Origin of the sequence: Morganella sp. BCCO 40_0007, assembly GCF_032989665.1 — a bacterium.
Taxonomy (GTDB): Bacteria; Pseudomonadota; Gammaproteobacteria; order Enterobacterales; family Enterobacteriaceae; genus Morganella; species Morganella sibonii.
The window spans coordinates 128,387-153,046 of the sequence record NZ_JAVBIN010000006.1 but is presented as its reverse complement, the minus strand read 5'-3'; the positions used below and the strand labels follow the sequence as shown (position 1 = coordinate 153,046).

The 24,660-nt window shown below is 52.0% G+C and carries 22 protein-coding genes; 7 read left to right on the top strand and 15 right to left on the bottom strand.

The features are described from left to right. Positions 1-8: 8 nt before the first annotated feature. From aceE to ampD, 3 genes are all read right to left on the bottom strand, one after another. The gene (aceE, locus tag R5268_RS08940; RefSeq protein ID WP_046894485.1) at positions 9-2,672 is read right to left on the bottom strand and encodes a pyruvate dehydrogenase (acetyl-transferring), homodimeric type; all 2,664 of its coding nucleotides are present in this window, start codon (positions 2,670-2,672) and stop codon (positions 9-11) included. A 177-nt stretch (positions 2,673-2,849) separates the two neighbouring features. Continuing rightward, positions 2,850-3,614 (bottom strand): pyruvate dehydrogenase complex transcriptional repressor PdhR, encoded by a 765-nt coding sequence (pdhR, locus tag R5268_RS08935; RefSeq protein WP_025152795.1) that lies wholly within the window; start codon positions 3,612-3,614, stop codon positions 2,850-2,852. Positions 3,615-4,102: 488 nt separating this feature from the next. Further along, positions 4,103-4,663: a 1,6-anhydro-N-acetylmuramyl-L-alanine amidase AmpD gene (gene ampD, locus R5268_RS08930; RefSeq protein ID WP_317419224.1), complete on the bottom strand. Its 561-nt coding sequence runs from the start codon at positions 4,661-4,663 to the stop codon at positions 4,103-4,105. Positions 4,664-4,943: 280 nt separating this feature from the next. On the opposite strand from ampD, the gene ppdD reads away from it, so the two are divergent. The 6 genes from ppdD to yacG all read left to right on the top strand — a co-directional run bounded on the left by ppdD (position 4,944) and on the right by yacG (position 9,843). After that, positions 4,944-5,363 (top strand): prepilin peptidase-dependent pilin, encoded by a 420-nt coding sequence (gene ppdD / locus R5268_RS08925; RefSeq protein WP_218454431.1) that lies wholly within the window; start codon positions 4,944-4,946, stop codon positions 5,361-5,363. 26 nt (positions 5,364-5,389) lie between these two features. Beyond that, positions 5,390-6,889, top strand: coding sequence for an ATPase, T2SS/T4P/T4SS family (locus R5268_RS08920; RefSeq protein ID WP_317419223.1), 1,500 nt, complete (start codon positions 5,390-5,392; stop codon positions 6,887-6,889). 27 nt (positions 6,890-6,916) lie between these two features. Further along, complete coding sequence (locus R5268_RS08915; protein WP_317419222.1) at positions 6,917-8,116, top strand: type II secretion system F family protein; 1,200 nt, start codon at positions 6,917-6,919, stop codon at positions 8,114-8,116. A gap of 140 nt (positions 8,117-8,256) precedes the next feature. Beyond that, a complete protein-coding gene (gene coaE, locus R5268_RS08910; protein WP_107678982.1) occupies positions 8,257-8,874 on the top strand; it encodes a dephospho-CoA kinase in 618 nt (205 codons plus the stop codon). Then, entirely contained in the window at positions 8,871-9,623 is a 753-nt protein-coding gene (gene zapD / locus R5268_RS08905; RefSeq protein WP_182105166.1) for a cell division protein ZapD, read from the top strand. The genes coaE and zapD overlap by 4 nt, the downstream gene beginning before the upstream one ends. Before the next feature lie 13 nt (positions 9,624-9,636). After that, a complete protein-coding gene (gene yacG, locus R5268_RS08900; protein WP_046894492.1) occupies positions 9,637-9,843 on the top strand; it encodes a DNA gyrase inhibitor YacG in 207 nt (68 codons plus the stop codon). A 54-nt stretch (positions 9,844-9,897) separates the two neighbouring features. Here yacG and mutT read toward each other — a convergent pair whose 3' ends face one another. The 3 genes from mutT to secM form a co-directional block, all read right to left on the bottom strand. After that, positions 9,898-10,290 (bottom strand): 8-oxo-dGTP diphosphatase MutT, encoded by a 393-nt coding sequence (gene mutT, locus R5268_RS08895; RefSeq protein ID WP_046894615.1) that lies wholly within the window; start codon positions 10,288-10,290, stop codon positions 9,898-9,900. 84 nt (positions 10,291-10,374) lie between these two features. After that, positions 10,375-13,086, bottom strand: a complete 2,712-nt coding sequence (secA, locus tag R5268_RS08890) for a preprotein translocase subunit SecA (protein WP_317419221.1) — start codon at positions 13,084-13,086, stop codon at positions 10,375-10,377. A 104-nt stretch (positions 13,087-13,190) separates the two neighbouring features. Further along, the gene (gene secM / locus R5268_RS08885) at positions 13,191-13,703 is read right to left on the bottom strand and encodes a secA translation cis-regulator SecM (protein ID WP_080948034.1); all 513 of its coding nucleotides are present in this window, start codon (positions 13,701-13,703) and stop codon (positions 13,191-13,193) included. Between the two features lie 33 nt (positions 13,704-13,736). On the opposite strand from secM, the gene R5268_RS08880 reads away from it, so the two are divergent. Beyond that, on the top strand, positions 13,737-14,261 hold the full coding sequence (locus R5268_RS08880; RefSeq protein ID WP_107678984.1) for a DUF721 domain-containing protein: 525 nt from the start codon (positions 13,737-13,739) through the stop codon (positions 14,259-14,261). A 77-nt stretch (positions 14,262-14,338) separates the two neighbouring features. Here R5268_RS08880 and lpxC read toward each other — a convergent pair whose 3' ends face one another. The 9 genes from lpxC to murD all read right to left on the bottom strand — a co-directional run bounded on the left by lpxC (position 14,339) and on the right by murD (position 24,658). Beyond that, entirely contained in the window at positions 14,339-15,256 is a 918-nt protein-coding gene (gene lpxC, locus R5268_RS08875; RefSeq protein WP_025152783.1) for a UDP-3-O-acyl-N-acetylglucosamine deacetylase, read from the bottom strand. Positions 15,257-15,354: 98 nt separating this feature from the next. Beyond that, the gene (ftsZ, locus tag R5268_RS08870) at positions 15,355-16,512 is read right to left on the bottom strand and encodes a cell division protein FtsZ (protein WP_046894497.1); all 1,158 of its coding nucleotides are present in this window, start codon (positions 16,510-16,512) and stop codon (positions 15,355-15,357) included. 61 nt (positions 16,513-16,573) lie between these two features. Beyond that, positions 16,574-17,830, bottom strand: coding sequence for a cell division protein FtsA (gene ftsA, locus R5268_RS08865; RefSeq protein ID WP_046894498.1), 1,257 nt, complete (start codon positions 17,828-17,830; stop codon positions 16,574-16,576). Positions 17,831-17,864: 34 nt separating this feature from the next. Continuing rightward, entirely contained in the window at positions 17,865-18,668 is an 804-nt protein-coding gene (gene ftsQ, locus R5268_RS08860; protein ID WP_107678985.1) for a cell division protein FtsQ, read from the bottom strand. Between the two features lies 1 nt (position 18,669). Continuing rightward, on the bottom strand, positions 18,670-19,587 hold the full coding sequence (locus R5268_RS08855; RefSeq protein WP_317419219.1) for a D-alanine--D-alanine ligase: 918 nt from the start codon (positions 19,585-19,587) through the stop codon (positions 18,670-18,672). Between the two features lie 2 nt (positions 19,588-19,589). Further along, entirely contained in the window at positions 19,590-21,056 is a 1,467-nt protein-coding gene (gene murC, locus R5268_RS08850; RefSeq protein ID WP_317419218.1) for a UDP-N-acetylmuramate--L-alanine ligase, read from the bottom strand. A 25-nt stretch (positions 21,057-21,081) separates the two neighbouring features. Then, on the bottom strand, positions 21,082-22,155 hold the full coding sequence (gene murG, locus R5268_RS08845; protein ID WP_107678988.1) for an undecaprenyldiphospho-muramoylpentapeptide beta-N-acetylglucosaminyltransferase: 1,074 nt from the start codon (positions 22,153-22,155) through the stop codon (positions 21,082-21,084). Next, complete coding sequence (gene ftsW / locus R5268_RS08840) at positions 22,152-23,345, bottom strand: cell division protein FtsW (protein ID WP_107678989.1); 1,194 nt, start codon at positions 23,343-23,345, stop codon at positions 22,152-22,154. The genes murG and ftsW overlap by 4 nt, the downstream gene beginning before the upstream one ends. Beyond that, complete coding sequence (gene murD / locus R5268_RS08835) at positions 23,342-24,658, bottom strand: UDP-N-acetylmuramoyl-L-alanine--D-glutamate ligase (RefSeq protein ID WP_107678990.1); 1,317 nt, start codon at positions 24,656-24,658, stop codon at positions 23,342-23,344. The genes ftsW and murD overlap by 4 nt, the downstream gene beginning before the upstream one ends. Positions 24,659-24,660 lie beyond the last annotated feature (2 nt).

Sequence of the window (24,660 nt, the reverse complement as noted above, 5' to 3'; positions counted from 1 at the left end):
TTTACCTCTTATGCCACACGCGGGTTAACTTTTTCAGGGTTGATGCTGAATTTCTTAATGGCTTCTTCAACCACTTTCACGTCAATTTCACCACGTTTAGCCAGCTCACCCAGAGCAGCAACAACAACATAACCGGCATCAATTTCGAAATGATGACGCAGGTTATCACGGCTGTCTGAACGGCCGTAACCGTCAGTACCCAGTACGCGGTACTGGTCAGCAGGAACATAACCGCGAACCTGTTCTGCGAACAGTTTCATCCAGTCAGTGGATGCCACAGCCGGTGCATCGTTCATCACCTGAGTGATGTAAGGCACGCGCGGGGTTTCTGACGGATGCAGCATGTTCCAGCGATCACAATCCTGACCTTCACGTGCCAGCTCGGTGAACGAGGTCACGCTGTAGATATCAGAGCTGATGCCGTATTCAGAAGACAGAATCTGACCTGCTTCACGTACGTGACGCAGAATCGCACCTGAACCCAGTAACTGTACCTTGCCTTTATCACCGGTCAGGGTTTCCAGTTTGTAGATACCTTTACGGATACCTTCCTCAACACCTTCCGGCATTGCAGGCATATGGTAGTTTTCGTTCAGTGTGGTGATGTAGTAGTAAATGTTTTCCTGCGCTTCACCATACATACGCTCCAGACCATCCTGCATGATGACCGCAACTTCGTACGCGAATGACGGGTCATAAGACAGGCAGTTAGGGATAGTCAGAGACTGAATATGGCTGTGGCCGTCTTCGTGCTGCAGACCTTCACCGTTCAGGGTGGTACGGCCGGAAGTACCGCCGATCAGGAAGCCGCGTGCCTGCTGGTCGCCTGCCATCCACATCAGGTCACCGATACGCTGGAAACCGAACATTGAGTAGTAGATGTAGAACGGAATCATCGGCAGGTTGTTGGTGCTGTAAGAGGTTGCAGCTGCCAGCCAGGATGCGCCCGCACCCAGTTCGTTGATACCTTCCTGCAGGATCTGACCTTTCACATCTTCACGGTAGTAAGCAACCTGCTCACGGTCCTGCGGGGTATACAGCTGACCTTTGGAGTTGTAGATACCGATCTGACGGAACAGACCTTCCATACCGAATGTACGTGCTTCATCCGCGATGATTGGCACAATACGCTCTTTGATGGATTTGTTTTTCAGCATCACGTTCAGTGCACGCACAAACGCGATAGTGGTGGAGATTTCTTTGTTCTGCTCTTCCAGTAACTGGCTGAAATCGCTCAGTGCAGGAATATCCAGTTTCTCATCGAAGTGAGAACGGCGTGAAGGAACCGGACCATGCAGTGCCGCACGGCGTTCCATCATGTATTTCTGCTCTTCAGAGTTTTCGTCAAACTTGATGAACGGCAGTTTTTCCAGCTGATCATCAGCCACATCGATGTTGAAACGATCACGGAGATGGCGCACGCCTTCCATGTTCATTTTCTTAACCTGGTGAGCGATGTTTTTACCTTCAGCAGTATCACCCATACCATAACCTTTAACGGTCTGGGCCAGGATCAGGGTTGGTTTGCCTTTGGTGTCATGCGCTTTTTTCAGTGCAGCGAACATTTTCTTCGGATCGTGACCACCGCGGTTCAGTGCGAAGATCTGCTCATCAGTCCAGTCTTTGACTAATGCAGCGGTTTCCGGATAACGGTTAAAGAAGTGTTCACGAACGTAAGCACCATCTTTGGATTTGAATGTCTGATAGTCGCCGTCAACGGTTTCGTTCATCAGCTGAATCAGTTTACCGCTGGTATCTTTCTTCAGCAGTTCATCCCAGCGGCCGCCCCACATGACTTTGATTACCTGCCAGCCCGCACCGGAGAACATACCTTCCATTTCGTTAACGATTTTACCGTTACCGTTTACAGGGCCGTCGAGGCGCTGCAGGTTACAGTTGATAACGAAGATCAGGTTGTCCAGGTTTTCACGGACAGCGATATTGATTGCACCTTTAGATTCCGGCTCATCCATCTCGCCATCACCCAGGAAGGCATAAACGGTTTGCTCAGAGGTATCTTTCAGACCACGGTGTTCCAGATATTTCAGGAACTTAGCCTGATAGATAGCAGCCAGCGGCCCCAGACCCATAGAAACGGTCGGGAACTGCCAGAAGTTAGGCATCAGTTTAGGGTGCGGATAAGAAGGCAGACCTTTGCCGCCGATTTCCTGACGGAAATTGTTCAGCTGCTCTTCGGTCAGACGACCTTCCATGAATGCGCGTGCGTAGTAGCCCGGGCTTAAGTGGCCCTGGAAATAAATAACATCACCGCCGTCTTTTTCGTTCTGCGCACGGAAGAAGTGGTTGAAGCACACTTCATACATGGTAGCCGCAGACTGGTAAGACGCCATGTGACCGCCCAGATCCAGATCTTTCTTGGATGCGCGCAGAACCATCATGACAGCGTTCCAGCGGATAGCAGAACGGATACGACGCTCCAGCTCCAGGTTGCCCGGGTAGGCAGGTTCATCCTCAACAGGAATGGTGTTGATGTAATTACGGGCTGCAGCACCTGCTGCAACACTCACACCACCCTGACGGGCAGTATTCAGAACCTGATCAATCAGGAACTGTGCACGCTCAACACCTTCTTCACGGATGACCGATTCGATCGCCTGTAGCCAGTCGCGGGTTTCGATCGGATCCACGTCATTGTTCAAAATGTCTGACATGGTGTATTCCTTATAGTTTATCTGTTTCTAATGATATTCGGAGCCTATCTTCACGTATCCCGCCTTAACGGTGACGGGCGACGTGAAGATAGGCCCGGCTATATATTGCCGCTGATGCATAGGTCAGCTTACAGACGCAGCATTCAGGGATCTGTAAGCCCCAAAACCATTACTGATTTATTCTGTATACTGCTGAAGACGGCGCAGTGAACGTTCCCGGCGGGTGTGCTCCCGGCTCATATCCAGCAGGACGTCTTCCAGGAATGCCAGATGACGGTGGGATGCCTCCCGCGCTGCCTCCGGCGACCGGCTCATAATAGCCCGGAATACCTGTTCCCGGTGTTCGCTGACCATCGCCAGCATCTCTTTCCGGGTGTATAAAAATTCAAAATTCTGCCGGATATTTTTTTCCAGCATCGGCACCATACAGCGCAGCAAATGTAACAGCACCACATTATGTGCGGCCTCTGTGACAATAAGCTGATATTGCAGTACGGCCTGAGATTCTGCTTCCACATCCCCGGCGTCGCGGGCATCGGCTATCGCCTGATGACTGTTGGTGATACGGACAAAATCTGCTTCGGTTCCCCGCAGCGCCGCATAATAAGCAGCAATACCCTCAAGGGCATGACGGGTTTCCAGCAGATCAAACTGAGATTCGGGGTGCCCTTCCAGCAGCTGGGCAAGCGGGTCACTGAAGCTTTGCCAGAGATTGCTCTGTACAAATGTGCCGCCACCTTGTCTGCGCAGCAGAAAGCCTTTCGCTTCAAGTTTTTGAATTGCTTCGCGCAGTGAGGGACGTGAGACATCGAACTGTTTGGCCAGCTCGCGTTCAGGCGGCAACTTTTCCCCCGGGCTTAATGTGCCGTCGAGGATTAAGTGCTCAAGCCGCTGTTCGATCACGTCGGCTAATTTTGGTTGGCGGATTTTGCTGTAAGCCATATTTGTATCAGAACCATCAACATGGATAAATATTGCTTCATGGGTTTTGTAGTCAATTGGTAATACCAATTTCTTTTACAGGGTCTTAAAGTAACAAAGTATTCACCAACTGTCTATAAAGACCTTGAGCTAAATCATAAAAACCAGCAAGTTTTAACAATTTTTTTTAAATTTTAGCATAAATTGATAACTGATACGTTTAAATGCTGCATCGTGAATGTTACAGATTTTAACGTTTAAATTCAGATAAATACGCAAACTGAACCGTTACAGTGACCATTTTGATGAATATATAATCAATATTTGTGCATTTTTACCGCACCATATAACTATCACCCTGATTTGCCCCAGCCTCGTCAGGTTATCTCCGCTGCATCCGTATCCATAAAATGCTTTTAGTCAGTAACAGGTTACCGGAATGCTAATTTTAGCAGGGAACCGGTAAACAGGAAAATTTCGCCTCAGTCAGATCTGCGAAATTTTACGGCTTATTCAGCCGGAATGTCTGCCGGATTCAGTAAATTCCTGTATCGGTTCCAGTCGAAACAAGGGCCGGGATCTGTTTTGCGTCCCGGTGCGATATCACTGTGTCCGGTGATATGTCCTTTCATTTGCGGGTAATACATCAAAAGCGTCTGTGTCACAGAAGCCAGTGCCCGGTACTGTTCATCGGTGAATGGCTGTGTATCGGTCCCTTCCAGCTCAATACCGACGGAAAAATCATTACACTTTTCCGTCCCCTGATAGCTGGAAACACCCGCATGCCAGGCCCGTGCATCAAATGGCACATACTGCACAATTTCCCCGGTCCGGCGGATCAGACAGTGAGCAGAAACCCGCAGCGCCTGTATTTCCGCAAAGAAAGGATGTGCATCCGGGTCCAGCGTTCCCTGAAAAAGCTGGTCAATATACGGACCGCCGAACTGCCCCGGCGGCAGGCTGATATTGTGGATCACCAGTAAACGGGGAGTCACGTTTTCCGGCCGGGTATCGTGATGCGGTGAGATAACCCTGCGCGCTGTGGTCAGCCAGCCATCCTGAATATCCATTCGTTCTCCTGAGCAAAAGCCATTATTGAATCACATAACCAATATCATTTGGTGCCGCACAGTATACGTGTCTTCCGCCCTGTCCGGGGAGTACTGATTTTTCATGGCTGATTTTTGCGTGTCATACCGAAAAAAAATCTGCATTTTTCAGTTGTTGCACCGCAGTTTTCCACCTGCGCCGAGAAATCCGGATACCTCTCTTTTTTGACGATCCGTCATTGAATAGAGTGCATCACGCTAAATAAGTACCCCGTTCACAGACACAAAAAGGAGCATCAGTATGAACCAGCACGGATTCACATTAATTGAAGTAATGGTGGTGATCGCCATTGTGGCGGTTCTCAGTGCCATTGCGGTTCCGGGCTATCAGAACTATATCCGCAAAGCAGCGCTGATTGATGTGCTGCGGACTGTCACCGCGTTTAAAACCGGTGTGGAGTTGTGCAGTTTTGACAGCCCTTCTTTTGCCGGATGCAACAGCGGACAGGGTTCTGTTCCGGCCGGTTCCCCGGGACGTTATATCAAATCCGTCAACGCGGAAAACGGTGTTGTGACAGTTCAGGGAAACAGTTCACTGGCTGCGCTGACAGTCAGCACAATCCCGGTAAGAAATCCGCTGAACGGCATTACTGTCTGGACAACCACCTGCGACACGAAAGAAGACGCACTGAAAAAGATCTGTATTGACGTCATTAAGTAACATACCGACATGAAAAGGAATTCATTATGCAAACAGGTACACTTTCCCCTGTTACCCGCACCGGCGGGGAGGAACAACTCTTACTGGCTGAAGTTCATGCATTGTGTGAACGCAACGAGCTGATGCTGATTGACTGTAATCCTGATGCGGTCCGGGTTGCCGCCGCACAGCAACCGCGCCGGGATGTCGTGTCCGCTATCCGCTTTCTGGCCGGTAAGCGGGTGGATATTGAATTATGGCACAGTGAGAAACTGGCTTACTGCCGCCGGAATACCTCACTGCCGGAGCCGGTACTTTTCCCCGGCGTAACACCGGAAATAAACGTACCGGTTTCTGCGGATACCGGTTCACCGCCGCCTCCCGCCCTTCCGCCGGCCGATAATCACCGGCAGCCGCCGGATACCGACACATGGCCGGCGGAACAACAATCCGCTGCGGTCAGCTTTGTTAACCGGATGATTGCCGGGGCTGTTGCAAAGCGGGCATCCGATATCCATATCGAGCCGGCACAGCAGGGTTACCGGATACGGGTCAGAATCGACGGGCAACTGCACACACTGAATTCTCCGCCGCCGGAAATCAGCGGAGAGATCATTATCCGCATCAAAATTATTGCCGGACTCGATATTGCCGAAAAACGGTTACCCCAGGATGGCCAGTTTGAATGGCTGGAAAATAACACCCGTTATGCGATCCGTGTCGCCACACTGCCCACAATTTATGGTGAAAAAGTAGTGCTCCGGCTGCTGAGTACCACGCAAAATCTGGCGCTGGAAAAATCAGGACTGACACCTCTGCAGCTGAAAACATTGCATACCGGCCTCAACAGTGCCACCGGCATTATTTTGCTGACCGGCCCCACCGGCAGCGGTAAAACCGCCACACTGTACGGCTGTCTGCAATACCTGAATCAGAACAACCGGAATATCTGCAGCGTTGAAGACCCGGTGGAAATTCCGCTGCGGGGGATCACCCAGACCCAGATAAACCCGAAAATTGAACTGGGCTTTGCCGCTATTCTCCGCGCCCTGCTGCGCCAGGACCCGGATGTCATTATGGTGGGAGAAATCAGGGATAAAGCAACCGCCGAAATGGCTGTCAAAGCGGCTCATACCGGTCATCTGGTATTGTCCACCCTGCATACCAATCCCGCGGAAGATACTTTTTCGCGGCTGCGGCAACTGGGCATTGACGAGTATTTCATTAAAACCTGCATCAAACTGATCATTGCCCAGCGTCTGGTCCGCATGCTGTGTCCGCGCTGTAAAACGCAAAAACAGGAAACGGAGAGCGTGATACTGGGCAGCGGAAAAACACATCAGTTCACCCCGTGGCAGGCAAACGGCTGTGAGCACTGCTTTTCAGGCTATTACGGACGAACCGCCTGTTTTGCCTTTCTGACACCGCAACAGGCGCAGTCATCTGCCGCCGGTGCATTACCCGGATCACTGTTTGACGCAGGCGTCGCACTGGCAGAATCCGGGGTAACCACACTCAGTGAGATTTACCATATGCAGGATATCTGACATCTGCGGCTCAACAGGAGTGATGCTATGCAAATTTACCGGCTGTATGACTGGTCCGGTCTGACACCGGTTAACCGGGTAGTGACCGGAACCCTTATTTCGTCTTCAGAGAATAGTGCTGTTAATCAGCTGATTTCGCAGAGCATCACACCTGTTTCACTGCACTGCCGCAAACGGCTGGTCTGTTCACAGAAAGAGAAACACTACCTTCTGCATTTCACACAGCAGCTGACAACCTTACTGATATCAGGATTACCGCTGCTGAAAGCACTTTCGCTGCTGGCCGGTGAATGCAGCCACCCGCTGTGGACAGAAGTGATCCGCGCGCTTACCGGACAACTGCAACAGGGAAAAACATTGACTCAGGGGATCATGCAGTACCCTGCTTTATTTGATTCCTTTTACTGCCAGATGATTACGGTCGGGGAGGAAACCGGTAAATTACCGGAATGTCTTCATACTATTTCACAACATATTCAGAGCAGCCGTGAACACCGGGCCGCATTAATCAAATCAGTCCACTATCCTGTTGCATTGTTAATTGCCAGCACTCTGATGATCACATTAATGTTTCTGTTTGTAATTCCCGAATTCGCCAAAATATATGCATCATTCGATGCGGAACTTCCGGCACTGACACAACAATTGATCAGGGTTTCCGGTATTATCTCCGTGTATACAATTCCGGCAATGAGCTCAATAACAGTAATTACATTTATTTATCATATATTTCGCCGGAAACATCCGGGTATTAAAAAAGCAGAATCAATCTGTATTTTGCATATTCCGTTTATCGGCAATATTATTATTTTCAGTTATGTGTCCCGTATTTTCCGGATGCTGGCAATGACACAACAATCGGGTGTCACACTTATTTCGGGTATTAATACACTTATTATGACGACTTCGCATCCGTTATACAGAGAGGCTTTAAGCACAATCAGGGACGAATTACTTCACGGAAAATCATTCAGCCAATCAATTAAGGAATCGAAATTATTCCCTTCATTATGTTATGAGCTGATTGCCACCGGTGAGGCTACAGGGCAATTCGGACACTTTTTTTCCTATACCGCAGAATGGTTTAAATCTCTCGCCTTAAATCAAATTCAGGATTTTTTTAAAATACTCCAGCCATTACTGTTTACCTTCCTGTCAATTCTCGTCGCCATTTTATTAATTGCAATGTATTTACCTTTATTCCGGCTCGGTGAAATTTTGGTCTGACAAACTATTCATTCCTTAAAGTATCTGAATAAAAAATTCAAACCTGTGAAATATCTCTGTATTCACTGCTTATTTGCCATAGGAGAAATTAATTTCATCAGGTACAATTTACCCGTTGTTTCGATCAATACAGGAATACAATGGCTTATATTGTTGCGTTAACCGGGGGTATCGGCAGCGGAAAAAGTACCGTTGCGGATATGTTTGCCCGTCTCGGGGTCCCTGTGACAGATGCGGATATTATCGCCCGTCAGGTGGTTGAACCGGGAACACCGGCATTGCAGGCTATTGCTGAGCACTTCGGCCCGCGGACTCTGACCGCAGACGGCACTCTGGACAGAGCAGCGCTGCGCCGGGAAATCTTCGCAGACCCGGAGAAAAAAGCATGGCTCAATCAGTTACTGCATCCGCTTATCCATCAGGAAACCCGGCGGCAGCTTAACAATGTAACAGCCCCTTATGCCCTTTGGGTGGTTCCTCTGCTGGTTGAAAATAACCTTGCTCCCCTGGCAGATCGCGTACTGGTTGTGGATGTTTATCCGCACGAACAAATAGCCCGGACCATGCGCCGTGACGGCGTTTCCGGAGAGCATGCCGAAAATATTCTCCGGGCGCAGGCATCCCGTGAACAACGTCTTTCCGTTGCCGATGATATTCTGACCAATCATGATAACGATGAGCCGCTGATGCCCCGCGTCCTTGCACTGCACGAACATTATACAGCGTTGGCCCGTCAGCCAAAACAGGAACACCCATGAGCGAAATCCGTCAGTCTGTTACTTTTGAACATCCATTAAACGAACGAACCCGTTCATGGCTGCGTATTGAAACATCACTTCAGCAAATGAGCACTCTGTCCCCTCTCGACTCTCTGCCGTCAAGCCTGGCATTTTTCCGGGCTGTCGCCGAATTTATCGAAGTGATTGATCGCGGTGAAGTCCGCTCAGAAATTTTAAAAGAGCTGGAAAAGCAGCAAAAGAAACTGGCAATGTGGGCTGAAGCACCTAACGCCGACCAGGCCCTGATCCGCGGATTTTCAGACGAACTGAAACAGAAAGCGGCAGAACTGAGTAAAGCCCCCCGCATCGCCCAGCACCTGAAAGACGATAAAATTATCGGTATTGTCCGCCAGCGGCTGAGTATCCCCGGCGGTTGCTGCGGTTTTGATCTGCCCTATCTCCACCTGTGGCTGAATCTGCCGCAGAGTGTGCGTGATAACACGCAGGCCGCCTGGATTGCGGGTTTACAGCCGCTGAATAATGCGCTCAGCAGCCTGCTGACGCTGCTGCGCCAGTCTGCGCCTTTTACCGCAGCCGAAAGCCATAACGGCTTTTATCAGGATAATGCGGAAGGCGCGGATTTACTGCGTCTGCGTCTGCCGGTTGATTGCCAGATTTACCCGCAGGTTTCCGGCCACAAAACACGTTTTGCCATACGCTTCCTGCATACTGACAGCGAACACGGTATAATACCCGCTACTTTACCGTTTGAAATTGCCTGTTGTTAGCAGGGAGGATTCTATGTCAGAAGCTATTATCGTTAACTGCCCGAATTGCAAAAAAGAAGTTGTCTGGGGAACGGAAAGCCCGTACCGCCCGTTTTGCAGTAAACGTTGTCAGTTAATTGATCTCGGGGAGTGGGCTGCGGAAGAAAAACGGATTGCCAGCCGGAGTGACCTTTCTGACAGTGAAGCCTGGAGTGAACCGGAAGACAGTTCACCGTACTGATTAACTTACCGGACAGCGGCTGAACAAAAACAGCCGCATCCGTATATCTGAATCTTATTCCGTCAGCAGTGCCACAATCCCGCGGTTGACCGGCGGAAACTCCTCTGCGATCAGTGCTGTTTGTTTTACCCAGCGTGACGGCTGGCCTTCGCGGCCATAAGGCGCGTTCTGCCATTCTTCCACCAGGAAGAAATAAATGGTGATCAGGCGATCCGGAAACTCATGCTCCGCCGTCTGTAACAGCTCACCGGGCACAGCCACAATGCCCAGTTCTTCTTCCAGTTCCCGTACCAGCGCCTGTTCCGGTGACTCTCCGGCCTCCAGTTTACCGCCGGGAAACTCCCAGTAACCGCCCATATGGGATTCAGCCGGGCGCTGAGCAATAAAGATATCACCTTCTGCATTACGGATAACGCCGGCGGCAATACGTAAGTGTTTTTTTTCCATCATGTTCTGTCCGTTTTATTTACAGAAGAAAGGCGGGGTTCCCCCGCCTTTTTGCTTTTTATGCTAATCGTCTGTCAGGACTGATTATTTCAGTGCACCGTGGCACTGTTTGTATTTCTTGCCGGAACCACAAGGGCACGGATCATTACGACCGACTTTGCGGACACCGGATGCGATTTCCGCTTCGGTTTTGGTCATCAGCGCAGCATTGTCATTTTCATGGCTGAGCTGCTGGCGCTGTGCCAGACGTTCAGCTTCCTCGCGGCGGCGCTGCTCCAGTGCCTCAACTTCTTCCGGCATGCGGACCTGAACTTTGGAAATGGTGCTGACCACTTCATATTTCAGGCCTTCCAGCATGTTGGCAAACATGGAGAAAGACTCACGCTTGTATTCCTGTTTCGGATCTTTTTGTGCGTAACCACGCAGATGGATACCCTGACGCAGATAATCCATCGCTGCCAGATGCTCTTTCCACAGTGTATCCAGCGTTTGCAGCATCACGCCTTTCTCGAAGTGACGCATCATTTCAGCGCCGACAATCTCTTCTTTGGCTTTATAAACCTCAACCGCTTTATCGAGGATACGCTCACGCAGAGTTTCTTCGTGCAGCTCAGGTTCTTTATCCAGCCACTCTTTGATTGGCAGATGTAAATCGAAATCCTGTTCCAGACGTTTTTCCAGACCCGGGATATCCCACATTTCTTCCAGAGACTGCGGCGGAATATGCGCATCGATAACCGTTGTGAAGACATCACCGCGGATGCTGTCGATAGTTTCACTGATATCGCCGTTATCCAGCAGATCATTACGCTGAGTGTAGATAGCGCGGCGCTGGTCGTTTGCCACATCATCATATTCCAGCAGTTGCTTACGGATATCGAAGTTGCGGCTTTCCACTTTACGCTGTGCGTTGGCAATCGCTTTGGTCACCCACGGATGCTCAATCGCCTCACCCTCTTTCATACCCAGCTTGCGCATCATGCCGGTAACACGGTCAGATGCGAAGATACGCATCAGTGCATCTTCCATAGACAGGTAGAAACGGGAAGAACCCGCATCACCCTGACGGCCCGAACGACCGCGTAACTGGTTATCGATACGGCGGGATTCATGACGCTCAGTACCGATGATATGCAGACCGCCAGCCGCCAGAACGGCATCATGGCGCTCCTGCCATGCTGCTTTCGCCGCAGCAATGTTCTCTTCTGTCGGTTCATCCAGCGCGGTCAGATCTGCCTGTAAGCTGCCGCCCAGCACGATATCCGTACCACGACCCGCCATGTTGGTAGCGATAGTCACATGACCTGAACGACCGGCCTGTTCAACGATATCCGCTTCCATGGCGTGGAATTTGGCGTTCAGTACGCTGTGTTCAATTTTGGCTTTTTTCAGTGCGTTGGAGATAAGTTCTGATTTCTCGATAGAAATAGTACCCACCAGCACCGGTTGTCCGGCTGCGGTACGCTCACGGATATCTTCAATGATGGCATTGAATTTATCAGCTTCTGTCATATAAACCAGATCCGGTAAATCTTTACGGATCATCGGACGGTTAGTCGGGATAACAATGGTATCGAGTTTATAAATAGAACTGAATTCAAAGGCTTCCGTATCCGCTGTACCGGTCATCCCGGCCAGTTTGGTGTATAAGCGGAAGTAGTTCTGGAATGTGATAGAGGCCAGTGTCTGGTTTTCATTCTGGATTTCCACACCTTCTTTGGCTTCCACTGCCTGATGCAGACCATCAGACCAGCGGCGGCCCTGCATAGTACGGCCGGTGTGTTCATCGACGATGATAACCTCACCTTCGCTGACGATATAATCCACATCGCGGACAAACAGGGAGTGCGCACGCAGACCCGCCATGACGTGATGCATCAGCATGATATTTGATGGTGAGTACAGTGATTCACCTTCATTCATCAGACCAGCCTCAGACAGCAGCTCTTCCACCAGCACCAGACCGCGCTCGGTCAGTGTGACCTGACGGGATTTCTCATCCACAGAGAAGTGACCTTCACCTTTGAAGGTATCGGAATCATCTTTTTCCTGACGAATCAGGCGCGGGATCAGTTTATCCACTTTCATGTACAGCTCAGAGCTGTCTTCTGCCGGACCGGAGATAATCAGCGGGGTACGGGCTTCATCGATTAAGATGGAGTCGACCTCATCCACCAGCGCATAGTTCAGCTTACGCTGTACACGCTCTTCCGGACTGAACGCCATGTTGTCACGCAGATAGTCAAAACCGTATTCGTTGTTAGTACCGTAGGTGATATCAGCTGCATACGCTTCACGTTTTGCCGGTGCAGGCATGCCCGGCAGGTTGATGCCGACGGTCAGACCGAGGAATTCAAACAGCGGGCGGTTGTTTTCAGCATCACGCTGGGCGAGGTAGTCGTTCACTGTCACCACGTGAACCCCTTTGCCGGACAGGGCATTGAGGTAAGCAGGCAGTGTCGCGGTCAGCGTTTTACCCTCACCCGTACGCATCTCGGCGATGCAGCGTTCATTCAGCACCATGCCGCCAATCAGCTGGACATCAAAGTGGCGCATACCGAATACACGCTTACTGGCTTCACGCACCGTGGCAAATGCTTCCGGTAAGATATCCTGCTCGGATTCACCTTTTGCCAGGCGATCACGGAATTCCTGTGTTTTGGCTTTTAATTCATCATCACTGAGTTTTTCGAACTCAGGTTCCATCCGGTTGATAATTTCCACGGATTTGCGCAGGCGGCGTAAAGTACGGTCATTCCGGCTGCCGAAGATTTTGGTCAGTAATTTTACCAGCATAGTAAACGTCTCTGTTCAGGCACAATCAGGCCTTGTTAATAATCAATATGTTAATAATTTCTTTTGGGGGATTACGCGGATATCACGTGGATATTGCGCGAATATTACGCAGATTGTACGGGGCCTGCACGGATGCCGCCGGTGCGGGCAATCCACTGAACAGAAAAAGACGGAGACGGGTTATCTGCGGCAATGCGCTGCGGCATAACAGCCGGATGATAAACAGGCAGTGCCGGGGAATCGGTCAGAATGGCATACAGTGCCGCCAGCATATTTTGCGCGGAGGCATCATGCCGGTCTTCTGCCGGGGTATTATCTTTTGACGCATCTTCCGGGCAGGAAAATGCAAAGGAAATCTGGCGGATAACATTACGGACAGCATGCTGCTGCCAGTAATTGATGTTCTGTGAGGTTCTCGCCGGCTGGCTGCTTTGCAGAAACAGGCTGTCAAAGGCGGATAATGCCTGACTCTGGCGGTTTTGTGTTGTCCCGGCACCGGCTGTGGTAACATCACCACTGTTCAGGACTGCAGGCAGGCCAAAGCCGGTCGCCACAATCCCGATAAAGAGATGGCACCAGAAATAACGCCTGCCAAATTGCCGCCAAAGATTTAAAATAGTGTTTCCCTCACGAGATCCGGAGTATATGTGATGCGCGACAGTCAGCCAGTTTCCCTTGAAAGTCTGCTGGAAAGCGGAACTAAGGATAATAATACCCTTAAAAGTATTCAGCAGCGTGCTGTCGTGTTACTTAAACTCAACCGCGCCGTTCTGGCGCTGCTGCCCGCGATGCTCAAACCGCACTGTCGTGTGGCTAATTATCGCAAACAACTGTTAATTCTGGAAGTCTCTAATGCGGCACAGATGACCCGCCTGCGTTATGAACTTCCTGCGCTGCGTTCCGCATTGCGCCGGGAGATTTTACCATCATTATCGGCCATCGACATCAAAATCAACCCGTCATTGATGAAATCATCGTCAACCGGGCGACCGGGTGATGATAAAAACAGCAATTCAGATGTCAGAGGACAAAAAACAGCAGAGCCGGGACGGAAACTGAGTGCGGAAAGTGCCAATGCGCTGAAAGCGCTGGCGCAGAGAAGTCCGGAAAAACTGAGGAAGAAACTGGAGAAATTGGCTGCACTGGCCGGAGAGAGTACCAGTGCAGCAGATTAAGCAGACGCTATTTGGTAAACAGCGTCAGTGACAGGAGAGTCAGGGTCAGAGCAACAAGCTGTGGTGCCATGACCTGATTATGCCAGTACGGTTGACGGTGCACGGAATGCAACCGGCATCTGTGCTTCGTTCTCGAATGTCACGAGTTCCCAGGCGCTCTCTTTTGCCAGAACAGCCTGAAGTAACTTGTTATTCAGTGCGTGGCCGGATTTGAATGCCGTGAAGGCACCAATGATATTGTGGCCGCACATAAACAGGTCACCGATAGCGTCCAGCATTTTGTGACGTACGAATTCGTCTTCAAAACGCAGGCCGTCTTCGTTCAGCACGCGGTAATCATCCACCACGATAGCACAGTCAAAACTTCCGCCTAAACATAAGCCTTTGGACTGGAGATATTCAATGTCACGCATGAACCCGAAGGTACGTGCACGGCTGATATCCCGGACAAAGTTTTCCGCAGAGAAGTTCATCGCGTAGCGCTGAGTGCTGGAATCGATCGCCGGATGGTTGAAATCAATCGTGAAATCTAAGCTGAAGCCGTTAAACGGAGAGAGTTCAGCCCACTTATCACCATCTTCAACACGGACGGTCTCTTTCAGACGCAGGAATTTCTTCGCGCTGTTCAGTTCTTCAATACCGGCATCCAGTAACAGGAATACGAACGGACTTGCGCTGCCATCCATAATCGGGATTTCAGCGGCATCGACTTCGATAACCAGGTTATCAATGCCGAGCCCGGCCAGTGCTGCGTTTAAATGCTCAACCGTGGAAATACGTACGTTGTCTTCATTTACCAGACAAGTACATAACATCGTATCACGCACGGATTTCGCATCTGCCGGAAAATCGACAGGCGGATTAAGATCAGTACGGCGATAGATGATCCCGGTATTTGCCGGTGCCGGACGCATTGTCAGCGTAACTTTTTTACCGGTGTGTAAACCCACACCCGTAGCCTGAACAATACGCTTTAATGTTCTTTGTTTGATCATCGTTTCTGTCTCGTTTGATTAACCGTCTCCCTGCCATTATAAACTAATGACAAGGGAGATAGTTTAGCACAAAAAGCGGAGATGCAAATCTTTTCGGTTTAGTCAGCCTGTTTGCGTAAAAAAGCCGGGATATCTAAGTAATCCGGTTCTTTATTGCTCTGAGCTGACGAATCGTTGACAACCTGTGCCACTGATTTGCTCTCATCCATGCTGGTCATGCTGTTTTGCATTTGTGCATAACGATGTTCCATGTTGTTAGTCTGTACCGCTTTATTGGTTACCAGCGTAATTTCCGGACGTTTGTCCATGCCGATACCGGTCGCGACCACAGTCACACGCAGTTCATCGTTCATTTCAGGGTCTAAAGAAGTACCGATAACCACGGTCGCATTATCCGATGCAAACGCACGGATAGTGTTACCCACGGTTTCGAACTCATCCAGACGCAGGTCAAAGCCCGCCGTGATGTTAACCAGCACACCACGCGCACCGGACAGGTCGATATCTTCCAGCAGCGGGCTGGAGATCGCCATTTCGGCTGCTTCTTCCGCACGGTCTTCGCCGCGCGCCGCGCCGGAGCCCATCATTGCGTAACCCATTTCTGACATCACGGTACGGACGTCCGCGAAGTCAACGTTCATCAGACCCGGACGGGTGATCAGTTCTGCGATACCCTGAACTGCGCCGCGTAACACATCGTTAGCAGCACCGAAGGCATCCAGCAGAGAAATCCCGCGGCCTAATACTTTCAGCAGTTTGTCATTCGGAATAGTGATCAGCGAGTCAACATGCTTGGATAACTCAGTAATCCCCTGCTCGGCGAATGCCATGCGTTTTTTGCCTTCAAAGTTGAACGGCTTGGTCACCACAGCAACGGTCAGAATGCCCAGCTCTTTGGCAACTTCAGCAACAACAGGTGCCGCACCGGTCCCTGTACCGCCGCCCATACCGGCTGCGATAAAGACCATGTCCGCACCGTCGAGTGCATTGCGCAGAGCTTCGCGATCTTCTTCCGCCGCGTTACGGCCCACTTCCGGGTTTGCACCCGCACCCAGGCCTTTGGTGATCCCGTTACCAATCTGAATAGTCTGGCCGACGGCGGTTTTACGAAGCGCCTGAGCGTCCGTATTCACAGCGAAGAACTCAACGCCTTCGATGCGTTCACGGACCATATGCTCAACAGCGTTACCGCCGCCCCCGCCGACGCCGATGACTTTAATCACCGCGTCGTTGGTCAATTCCATCGGTTCAAACATAATCTCTCTCCGTTTTGTGCCTTTCTTATATGGCCGCTATTATCGCCAGCCTTAATACAAATTAAAATTCTTTTCTGAGCCAGCCAGTTAATTTTTTAAACCAACTGCCCACCGAGGCACGTTTTTCTGTCTCGGTATCGCCGACCAGGTGAGATTCTTTGCCGTAATGCAGTAACCCTACTGCTGTAGAGTAATACGGTTCCTGCGCATAATCCGTTAACCCGGTTATGTTAAGCGGTTGTCCGATACGAACCTGAGTATGGAAAACACGCTGTGCGCACTCAACCAGTCCGTTAATCTGAGCCGCACCACCCGTCAGCACGATACCAGCGGCCAAATGGTGTTTGACACCCTGCTGACGTAATTGTTCCTGTACTTTCAAAATTTCGTCATTAACCAGATTGAGTAATTCGGTATAACGCGGTTCAATCACTTCGGCTAATGTCTGACGCTGTAAACTGCGCGGCGGACGCCCGCCGACACTCGGCACTTCCAGCGTTTCGTCTTTGCTGACCAGCGCTCCCAGAGCACAGCCGTGGCGGACTTTAATTGCCTCCGCATCGTTCGGTGGTGTGCCGAATGCGTAAGCGATATCACCGGTCACCACGTTACCGGCATACGGGATAACACGGGTGTGACGCAGCGCGCCGCCGGTGTAAATCGCCATATCCATAGTACCGCCGCCGATGTCCACCACACAGACACCCAGTTCACGCTCATCTTCCGTCAGTACCGCAAAGCTTGAGGCAAGACCGGCGAAAATCAGCTGATCCACTTTCAGCCCGCAGCGCTCAACGGCTTTGACAATATTTTTTGCCATGTCGTTATGACAGGTGATCAGATGCACTTTTGCCTGCATCCGCACACCGGATAATCCCACCGGGTTTTTAATGCCTTCCTGATAATCGATGGCATATTCCTGCGGGATGACATGCAGAACACGGTGCTCGTCGCGGACACGGACAGATTTTGCCGTGTGCACCACATTCTCCACATCTTCCTGGGTCACTTCTTCTTCTGAAATCGGCACCATACCAATTTCATTCTGGCAGCTGATGTGTTTGCCGGATAACGCCAGATAAACTGATGAAATCTGGCAGTCCGCCATCAGTTCCGCCTGGTCGATGGCACGCTGTACGCATTTTACCACCGACTCCAGATCATTGACGCCGCCTTTGTCCATTCCGCGTGACGGGCAGTTACCCGCACCGATAATGTTCACCACACCGTCCGGCAGAATTTCACCAACAAGCGCAGATACTTTGGCGGTGCCTATTTCCAGGCCGACGACTAATTTTCTATCCGTTGCTTTGATCATTGTTATTCTGCCCGCCTTCTTTACCTGTTATGTCTTAATTTCCGTTTGCGAAAGGATCGATCTGCAATGGCGCCCAGCCGACCGCAGCACCGCTGTCATAGCGGAGATCGACATAATCAACCCGTTTGTCCTGTTCCTGCGCCAGAGTCGGATACAGCCCGATAAAACGCTGTAACCGGCCTTTGGTATCCAGCCGCCCGAGTTCAACCCGGACATCGTTATCCAGCACCAGCTGCCAGGCATGACGCGGTGACATTGAGGCTGATTTGATTTTCAGTCCTGTCCCGCTGAGCTGCTGCGCCATCTCACGATATCCGCTCAGTACATCCTGTTCACTGCCCTGTGCCCCGTAGAGCATCGGGAAAGATTCTTTTTCTGTCAGTTCTGCCGGCAGGCTGAAAACCCGCCCTGCGTCATCAACCATCTGTGCGTCATTCCAGCGTGCATACGGCACATATTCGACCAGATGAATTTTTAATTCGTCCGGCCACTGCTTGCGCACAGTGACCTGACGTAACCACGGGATCCGTTCCAGCTGCTGCTGTACGTCGTTGACATCCAGTGTCATAAACGTGCCCGGCGTCCCGAGGGATAACACCGCTTTGCGCACATCATCGTTTGTCGTGTAATGGCGCTCACCGGTTAATACCAGTTTTGACATCGGCAGACGGTCTGCATCTTTCATCCAGTTCAGCACCATCAGACCACCCCAGACCAGCGTTCCCAGCACTATCAGGAAAAACAGCAGCCCGGCAAGGTATGTGCCGTTACTGGGACGTGAACCGTCATAATCCTGTTCCGGTTCCGGTTCACGCATATTCAGTGCAGCCTGTGACATATCAGTCCGCCAGTGCCAGAACGTCCGCAACAAAGGCGGAGAAGCTCATACCGGCCTGACGTGCTGCCTGCGGCACCAGACTGTGATTGGTCATACCCGGAGACGTGTTCACTTCCAGCAGGTAGAACTGCCCGTCACTGTCGAGCATCACATCCACACGGCCCCAGCCTTCACAGCCCACGGCTTTGTAAGCGGCTTTTGCCAGCTCACGGATTTCTGTCTCACGTTCCCCTTCCAGGCCCGGACAGAAATATTGTGTATCGTCAGAAATATATTTGGCTTCGTAGTCGTAGAATACCGCCGCAGGCTGAATGCGGATAGACGGCAGCATCTGCTCACCCAGGAAACCCACGGTGAACTCAGGGCCGCTGAGCCATTTTTCCACCAGCACGCCTTTGTCGTGTTTAAACGCTTCTTCCAGCGCCGGACGCAGCGCCTGAGCATTATCCACTTTGGACATGCCGACACTGGAACCTTCCAGGCTTGGTTTGACAATCACCGGATAACCCAGCGGTGCCACCCCCTGCTGTAATTCTTCATCACTGATGTGCGCGAAACGGGCCGCACTGATGGCAAAATACGGGGCAATCGGCAGTCCTGCGCCTGCCCACAGCTGTTTGGTACGCAGCTTATCCATAGAGAGGGCGCAGGCCATCACACCACTTCCGGTGTACGGCAGTCCCATCTGCTCCAGGCACCCCTGAAGTGTGCCGTCTTCCCCGCCGCGGCCGTGCAGCGCGATAAAGACTTTGGTAAAACCATCTTCCTTCAGGCGGATAACCGGATACTCTTTGGTATCCACCGCAAATGCATTAATACCGGCTTCTTTTAAACCGGCAAGAACCGCCGCACCTGAAGCCAGAGAGACTTCACGTTCTGCGGATGTACCGCCCATCAGTACCGCGACTTTTTCAGTCATTCTTAATTATCCTCACTCAAAACCGGCCGTAATTTTGTGTCAGCCAATGTACGCGCTATTTTACCGATATTTCCGGCGCCTTGAACCAGTATTAAATCATTATCTTCAAGAACCTGTGCCAGTACCGCAGAAATTTTGCCCGGTTCGGTGACCAGGATCGGGTCCAGCTTACCGCGCTGACGGATTGTACGGCACAGGGAACGGCTGTCCGCCCCCGGAATTGCCGGTTCACCGGCGGCATACACATCCAGCATCAGCAGGATATCGACCTGATCCAGCGTGTTGGCAAAATCCTCATACAGATCACGGGTACGGGTATAGCGGTGCGGCTGAAAGACCATCACAATCCGCTTGTCCGGCCAGCCTGCTCTCGCCGCTTTAATCGTCGCATCCACTTCGGTCGGGTGATGGCCGTAATCGTCCACCAGCATCACGCTGCCTTCTTTCTCGTTCACATGCTCCAGCGGGAAGTTGCCGAGGAAGTCAAAACGGCGTCCGGTGCCCTGGAATTCACGCAGAGACGCCAGAATATCCTCATCCGGAATGCCTTCTTCTGTCGCGACCGCAATTGCCGCCGTGGCATTCAGCACGTTGTGACGGCCCGGTGCATTCAGTTCCACCTTCATATCAGGCATACTTTCACGGTGAACAGTGAAGAAGCACTGTGAACCGCGCTGTTCAAAATCAGTGATACGGACATCCGCATCCTCATGAAAACCATAGGTAATCACATAGCGGCCGATACGCGGCACAATTTCGCGGATCACCGCATCATCCATACATACCACGGCAAGGCCGTAGAACGGCAGGTTATGCAGGAAGTTCACAAAGGTATCTTTCAGCGTTTCAAAATCACCGTGATAGGTATCCATGTGATCCGGCTCGATATTAGTGACCACGGCCACCATCGGCTGTAAATGCAGGAAAGAGGCATCGCTTTCATCCGCTTCCGCAATCAGATAACGGCTTGAACCGAGACGTGCATGCACACCGGCCGCTTTGACCAGACCGCCGTTGACGAACGTCGGGTCCAGACCACCGCGGCCGTAAATGCCGGAAATCATCGCCGTGGTGGTGGTTTTGCCGTGCGTACCGGCAATCGCCACACCGTGACGGAACCGCATCAGCTCCGCGAGCATTTCCGCACGGCGGATCACCGGAATACGGGCTTCACGTGCCGCAACAATTTCCGGGTTATCCGCTGAAATCGCGGTGGATACCACCACCACACTGGCGTCTGCCACATTTTCCGGGCGGTGATTGAAATAAATCGTCGCGCCCAGGTTAGTCAGCTGTTTTGTTACCGCATTCGGCGCCAGATCAGACCCGCTGATCTCATAACCTTCGTTCGCCAGCACTTCCGCTATCCCGCCCATACCGGCACCGCCGATACCGACAAAGTGAATGTGCCGGACGCGTTTCATTTCCGGAATGAAGGATCGTAATTTCGCCAATTGCTGTGTATTCACGTTATTTCTTCGCTATATCAATTCGTTAGTTTTTTTTCGCTGCCGCAATAATTGCATCTGCCACCCGTTTGGTAGCATCGGTAATTGCGACACTTCTTGCTTTTTCCGCCATGGTCAGCAGGCGTGGTCTGTCCCACTCGCGCAACTGCTCTGCCACCGCCTGTGCATTAAAGGATGGCTGCTCTGTAATCACAGCGGCTCCCGCCTGTTCCAGCGGCAGTGCATTCCAGTATTGCTGGCGATCTTTATGCTGAAACGGCACAAAAATCGCGCCCAGCCCGACAACCGCAATCTCACTGACGGTCAGCGCCCCGGAGCGGCAGATGACCACATCCGCCCAGGTATAAGCTTCAACCATGTCATCAATAAATTCTGTGACAGTCACGCTGTCTGACGCACCCTGTGCGTTATACAATTCCTGTGTGCTTTCCGCACTGCCTTTACCGGCCTGATGGCGGATACAGACGGCATCCCCCATAATACCGGCCACTTCCGGCAGGGTCTGGTTCAGGACGCGTGCGCCCTGGCTGCCGCCGATAACCAGAATGCGGACCGGCCCTTCGCGCCCGGCAAAACGTTCTGCCGGCGACGGCAGGTTCAGGATATCCTCACGCACGGGGTTACCGACCACCGGTGCCTGCGGGAACGCGCCCGGGAATCCCTGTAATACAGTGGTGGCGATTTTCGACAGCCAGCCGTTCGTCAGACCGGCCACACCGTTCTGCTCATGCAGGATCACCGGAATACCGCAGCGCCAGGCCGCCACACCGCCGGGACCGGAGACAAACCCGCCCATGCCGAGCACGGCATCCGGCTGGTAGTCACGCATAATTTTTTTCGCCTGTTTTATCGCTTTCGCGATACGGAACGGCGCGGTAATCAAGGCTTTCACGCCTTTGCCGCGCAGACCGGTAATCTCAATAAAATCGATATCAATACCGTGTTTCGGCACAAGCTGAGCTTCCATCCGGTCACGGGTACCCAGCCAGCGGATTTCCCAGCCCTGACTCTGTAAATAGTGCGCAACCGCAAGCCCCGGAAATACATGTCCGCCACTACCACCGGCCATCACCATCAGACGGGGGGCTTTATTACTCATCGCGCTCTCCTTGAGAATGCCTGGGCTTTGGCCAGGCGTGTTTCAAAATCAATCCGCAGCAGCAAGGCAATGGCTGCGGTCATAATCACTAAACTGGAGCCGCCGTAACTGATCAGCGGCAGTGTCAGCCCTTTGGTCGGCAGCATACCGGAGGCCGCGCCGACGTTAACCAGCGCCTGGAAACTGAACCAGATACCGATGGCACAGGCAAGGAAACCGGCAAAGCGCTGATCTATCATCAGTGCACGGCGGCCGATAACCATCGCGCGGAACGCGACAAAAAAGACCATCAGCAGCACCAGAATCACACCGAAATACCCCAGTTCCTCACCGAGGATGGCAAAAATAAAGTCGGTATGGGCTTCCGGCAGATATTCCATTTTCTGAATAGAATTTCCCAGCCCCTGGCCGAAATAATCACCGCGGCCGAAGGCCATCAGTGACTGTGTTAACTGATAACCGCTGCCGAACGGATCTTCCCACGGATCAAGGAACGAGGTCACACGCCGCATACGGTAAGGTTCGGCGATAATCAGCAGTACCACAGCAGCGACACCGCCGCCGATAATCGCGATAAACTGCCACATCTTGGCACCTGCAAGGAACAGCAGTGCCAGTGTGGTGACAAACAGTACGACCACCGTACCGAGATCCGGCTGTAACAGCAGCAGCACCGCCAGCACAAACATCACGCCCATCGGCTTGCAGAATCCCCAGAAGTTATTTCTGACTTCATCCACTTTGCGTACCAGATAGCTTGCCAGATAGACAAACAGTGCCAGTTTTGAAACTTCCGCCGGCTGAATACGCATCGGCCCGATAGCTATCCAGCGTGATGCCCCGTTAACGGAACTGCCCACGCCGAGAACCACAATCAGCCCGCCGATCGTACCAATCAGCAGTAATGTGCTGTAACGCTGCCACATTTCCAGCGGGAAACGCATAATCACGGCAGCGATAATAAAAGAAAAAATTAAGAAGCCGCCGTCACGTTTGGCAAAATAAAACGGATCTTCCGCCAGACGCTGCCCGACGGGCATCGAGGCGGAGGTCACCATCACAAAGCCAATCGCGGCCAGTCCCAGTGCAAACCACAGCAGTGTCCGGTCATACATAACAACCGTACTGAACTCGCCGTTACGCTCGCCGATCATCCAGTTTTTAAAACGCTGTGATCCGGGGAATTTCATGCCGCTAACTCCCGTGCCAGCCGGGCAAATTCACGCCCGCGCTCTTCAAAATTACGGAACTGGTCCAGACTTGCACAGGCCGGTGATAACAGCACCATATCCCCGTCTGCCAGTGATGGCGCCAGTGCCCGCATGGCCTGCTCCATGGTGTCTGTCAGCAGAGAGACATCCGGACGCAGTTGTGCAAGCTGTGCGCCGTCACGGCCGAAACAGTAAAGACGGATTTTTTCACCGCTCAGATACGGCAGCAGCGGTGAGAAATCCGCTGATTTACCGTCGCCGCCGAGCAGCAGATGCAGACAGCCGTCAACCTGTAAACCGTTCAGCGCCGCCTCGGTACTTCCGACGTTGGTGGCTTTGGAATCATCAATCCAGCGGACACCTGCCGATTCATGCACCAGCTGAAAACGGTGCGGCAGACCGCTGTATGTGCGCAGTGCTTTCAGCGCACCCTCACGCGGTATATTGACCGCATCCGCCAGTGCCAGTGCCGCCAGCGCATTACAATAGTTATGCTGACCGTGCAGGATCATCTCATTGCAGCCGATAATTTTCTCGCCGCAGAAGCAGAGTGACTGTTCATCGGTATCGAGCCAGTAATCTCCGGTTTCGGTGCCGAAGCTGACATATTCAGACCGGTCACAATCACAACCCGGCTGAGTCAGCGCATCTTCCGCGTTATACACGCAGACCGCCGCGTCGTGATAAACGCGCAGTTTTGCCGCACGGTACTGTTCCAGCCCCTGCGGATAGCGATCCATATGATCTTCAGTAACATTCAGGACAGTTGCCGCCGCCGGTTTCAGGCTGAACGTCGTTTCCAGCTGAAAACTGGATAACTCGAGCACACAGAGCTCGTAATCGCCTTTCAGCAGTTCCAGGGCAGGCAGACCGATATTACCGCCGACACCGGTACGCAGACCGGCACAACGCCCCATTTCCCCCACCAGAGAGGTCACGGTGCTTTTGCCGTTCGAACCGGTGATCGCCACAACCGGGACAGTCACTTCGCGGGCAAATAATTCGATATCGCCGATAATTTCCGCGCCGGCTTCTGCCGCTGCCTGTAATTGCGGGGTACTGACGGCCACACCGGGACTTGCGATAATCAGGTCTGCATCCAGCAGCCACTGCGTTTCAAACCCGCCGCAGTGACGCTGAACGCTGTCCGGCAGCTTATCGATGCCGGGCGGGGAGGTGCGGGTATCCATCACCTTCGGCGTAACACCGCGTGACAGAAAAAAGTCCACACAGGAAAGCCCGGTTAAACCGAGCCCGACAATCACAATGTCTTTCCCCTGATAATTCGTCATGA

Excerpts from the sequence above, each read along its gene's own strand:
- coaE (WP_107678982.1), top strand. The coding sequence starts at position 8,257 with ATGGCTTATATTGTTGCGTTAACCGGGGGTATCGGCAGCGGAAAAAGT.
- ftsQ (WP_107678985.1), bottom strand. The coding sequence starts at position 18,668 with ATGTCACAGGCTGCACTGAATATGCGTGAACCGGAACCGGAACAGGAT.
- R5268_RS08915 (WP_317419222.1), top strand. The coding sequence starts at position 6,917 with ATGCAAATTTACCGGCTGTATGACTGGTCCGGTCTGACACCGGTTAAC.
- murD (WP_107678990.1), bottom strand. The coding sequence starts at position 24,658 with ATGACGAATTATCAGGGGAAAGACATTGTGATTGTCGGGCTCGGTTTA.
- R5268_RS08855 (WP_317419219.1), bottom strand. The coding sequence starts at position 19,587 with ATGACTGAAAAAGTCGCGGTACTGATGGGCGGTACATCCGCAGAACGT.
- aceE (WP_046894485.1), bottom strand. The coding sequence starts at position 2,672 with ATGTCAGACATTTTGAACAATGACGTGGATCCGATCGAAACCCGCGAC.
- ftsA (WP_046894498.1), bottom strand. The coding sequence starts at position 17,830 with ATGATCAAAGCAACGGATAGAAAATTAGTCGTCGGCCTGGAAATAGGC.
- mutT (WP_046894615.1), bottom strand. The coding sequence starts at position 10,290 with ATGGAAAAAAAACACTTACGTATTGCCGCCGGCGTTATCCGTAATGCA.
- pdhR (WP_025152795.1), bottom strand. The coding sequence starts at position 3,614 with ATGGCTTACAGCAAAATCCGCCAACCAAAATTAGCCGACGTGATCGAA.
- ftsZ (WP_046894497.1), bottom strand. The coding sequence starts at position 16,512 with ATGTTTGAACCGATGGAATTGACCAACGACGCGGTGATTAAAGTCATC.
- lpxC (WP_025152783.1), bottom strand. The coding sequence starts at position 15,256 with ATGATCAAACAAAGAACATTAAAGCGTATTGTTCAGGCTACGGGTGTG.
- ampD (WP_317419224.1), bottom strand. The coding sequence starts at position 4,663 with ATGGATATTCAGGATGGCTGGCTGACCACAGCGCGCAGGGTTATCTCA.
- ppdD (WP_218454431.1), top strand. The coding sequence starts at position 4,944 with ATGAACCAGCACGGATTCACATTAATTGAAGTAATGGTGGTGATCGCC.
- zapD (WP_182105166.1), top strand. The coding sequence starts at position 8,871 with ATGAGCGAAATCCGTCAGTCTGTTACTTTTGAACATCCATTAAACGAA.
- murG (WP_107678988.1), bottom strand. The coding sequence starts at position 22,155 with ATGAGTAATAAAGCCCCCCGTCTGATGGTGATGGCCGGTGGTAGTGGC.
- secA (WP_317419221.1), bottom strand. The coding sequence starts at position 13,086 with ATGCTGGTAAAATTACTGACCAAAATCTTCGGCAGCCGGAATGACCGT.
- R5268_RS08920 (WP_317419223.1), top strand. The coding sequence starts at position 5,390 with ATGCAAACAGGTACACTTTCCCCTGTTACCCGCACCGGCGGGGAGGAA.
- R5268_RS08880 (WP_107678984.1), top strand. The coding sequence starts at position 13,737 with ATGCGCGACAGTCAGCCAGTTTCCCTTGAAAGTCTGCTGGAAAGCGGA.
- yacG (WP_046894492.1), top strand. The coding sequence starts at position 9,637 with ATGTCAGAAGCTATTATCGTTAACTGCCCGAATTGCAAAAAAGAAGTT.
- ftsW (WP_107678989.1), bottom strand. The coding sequence starts at position 23,345 with ATGAAATTCCCCGGATCACAGCGTTTTAAAAACTGGATGATCGGCGAG.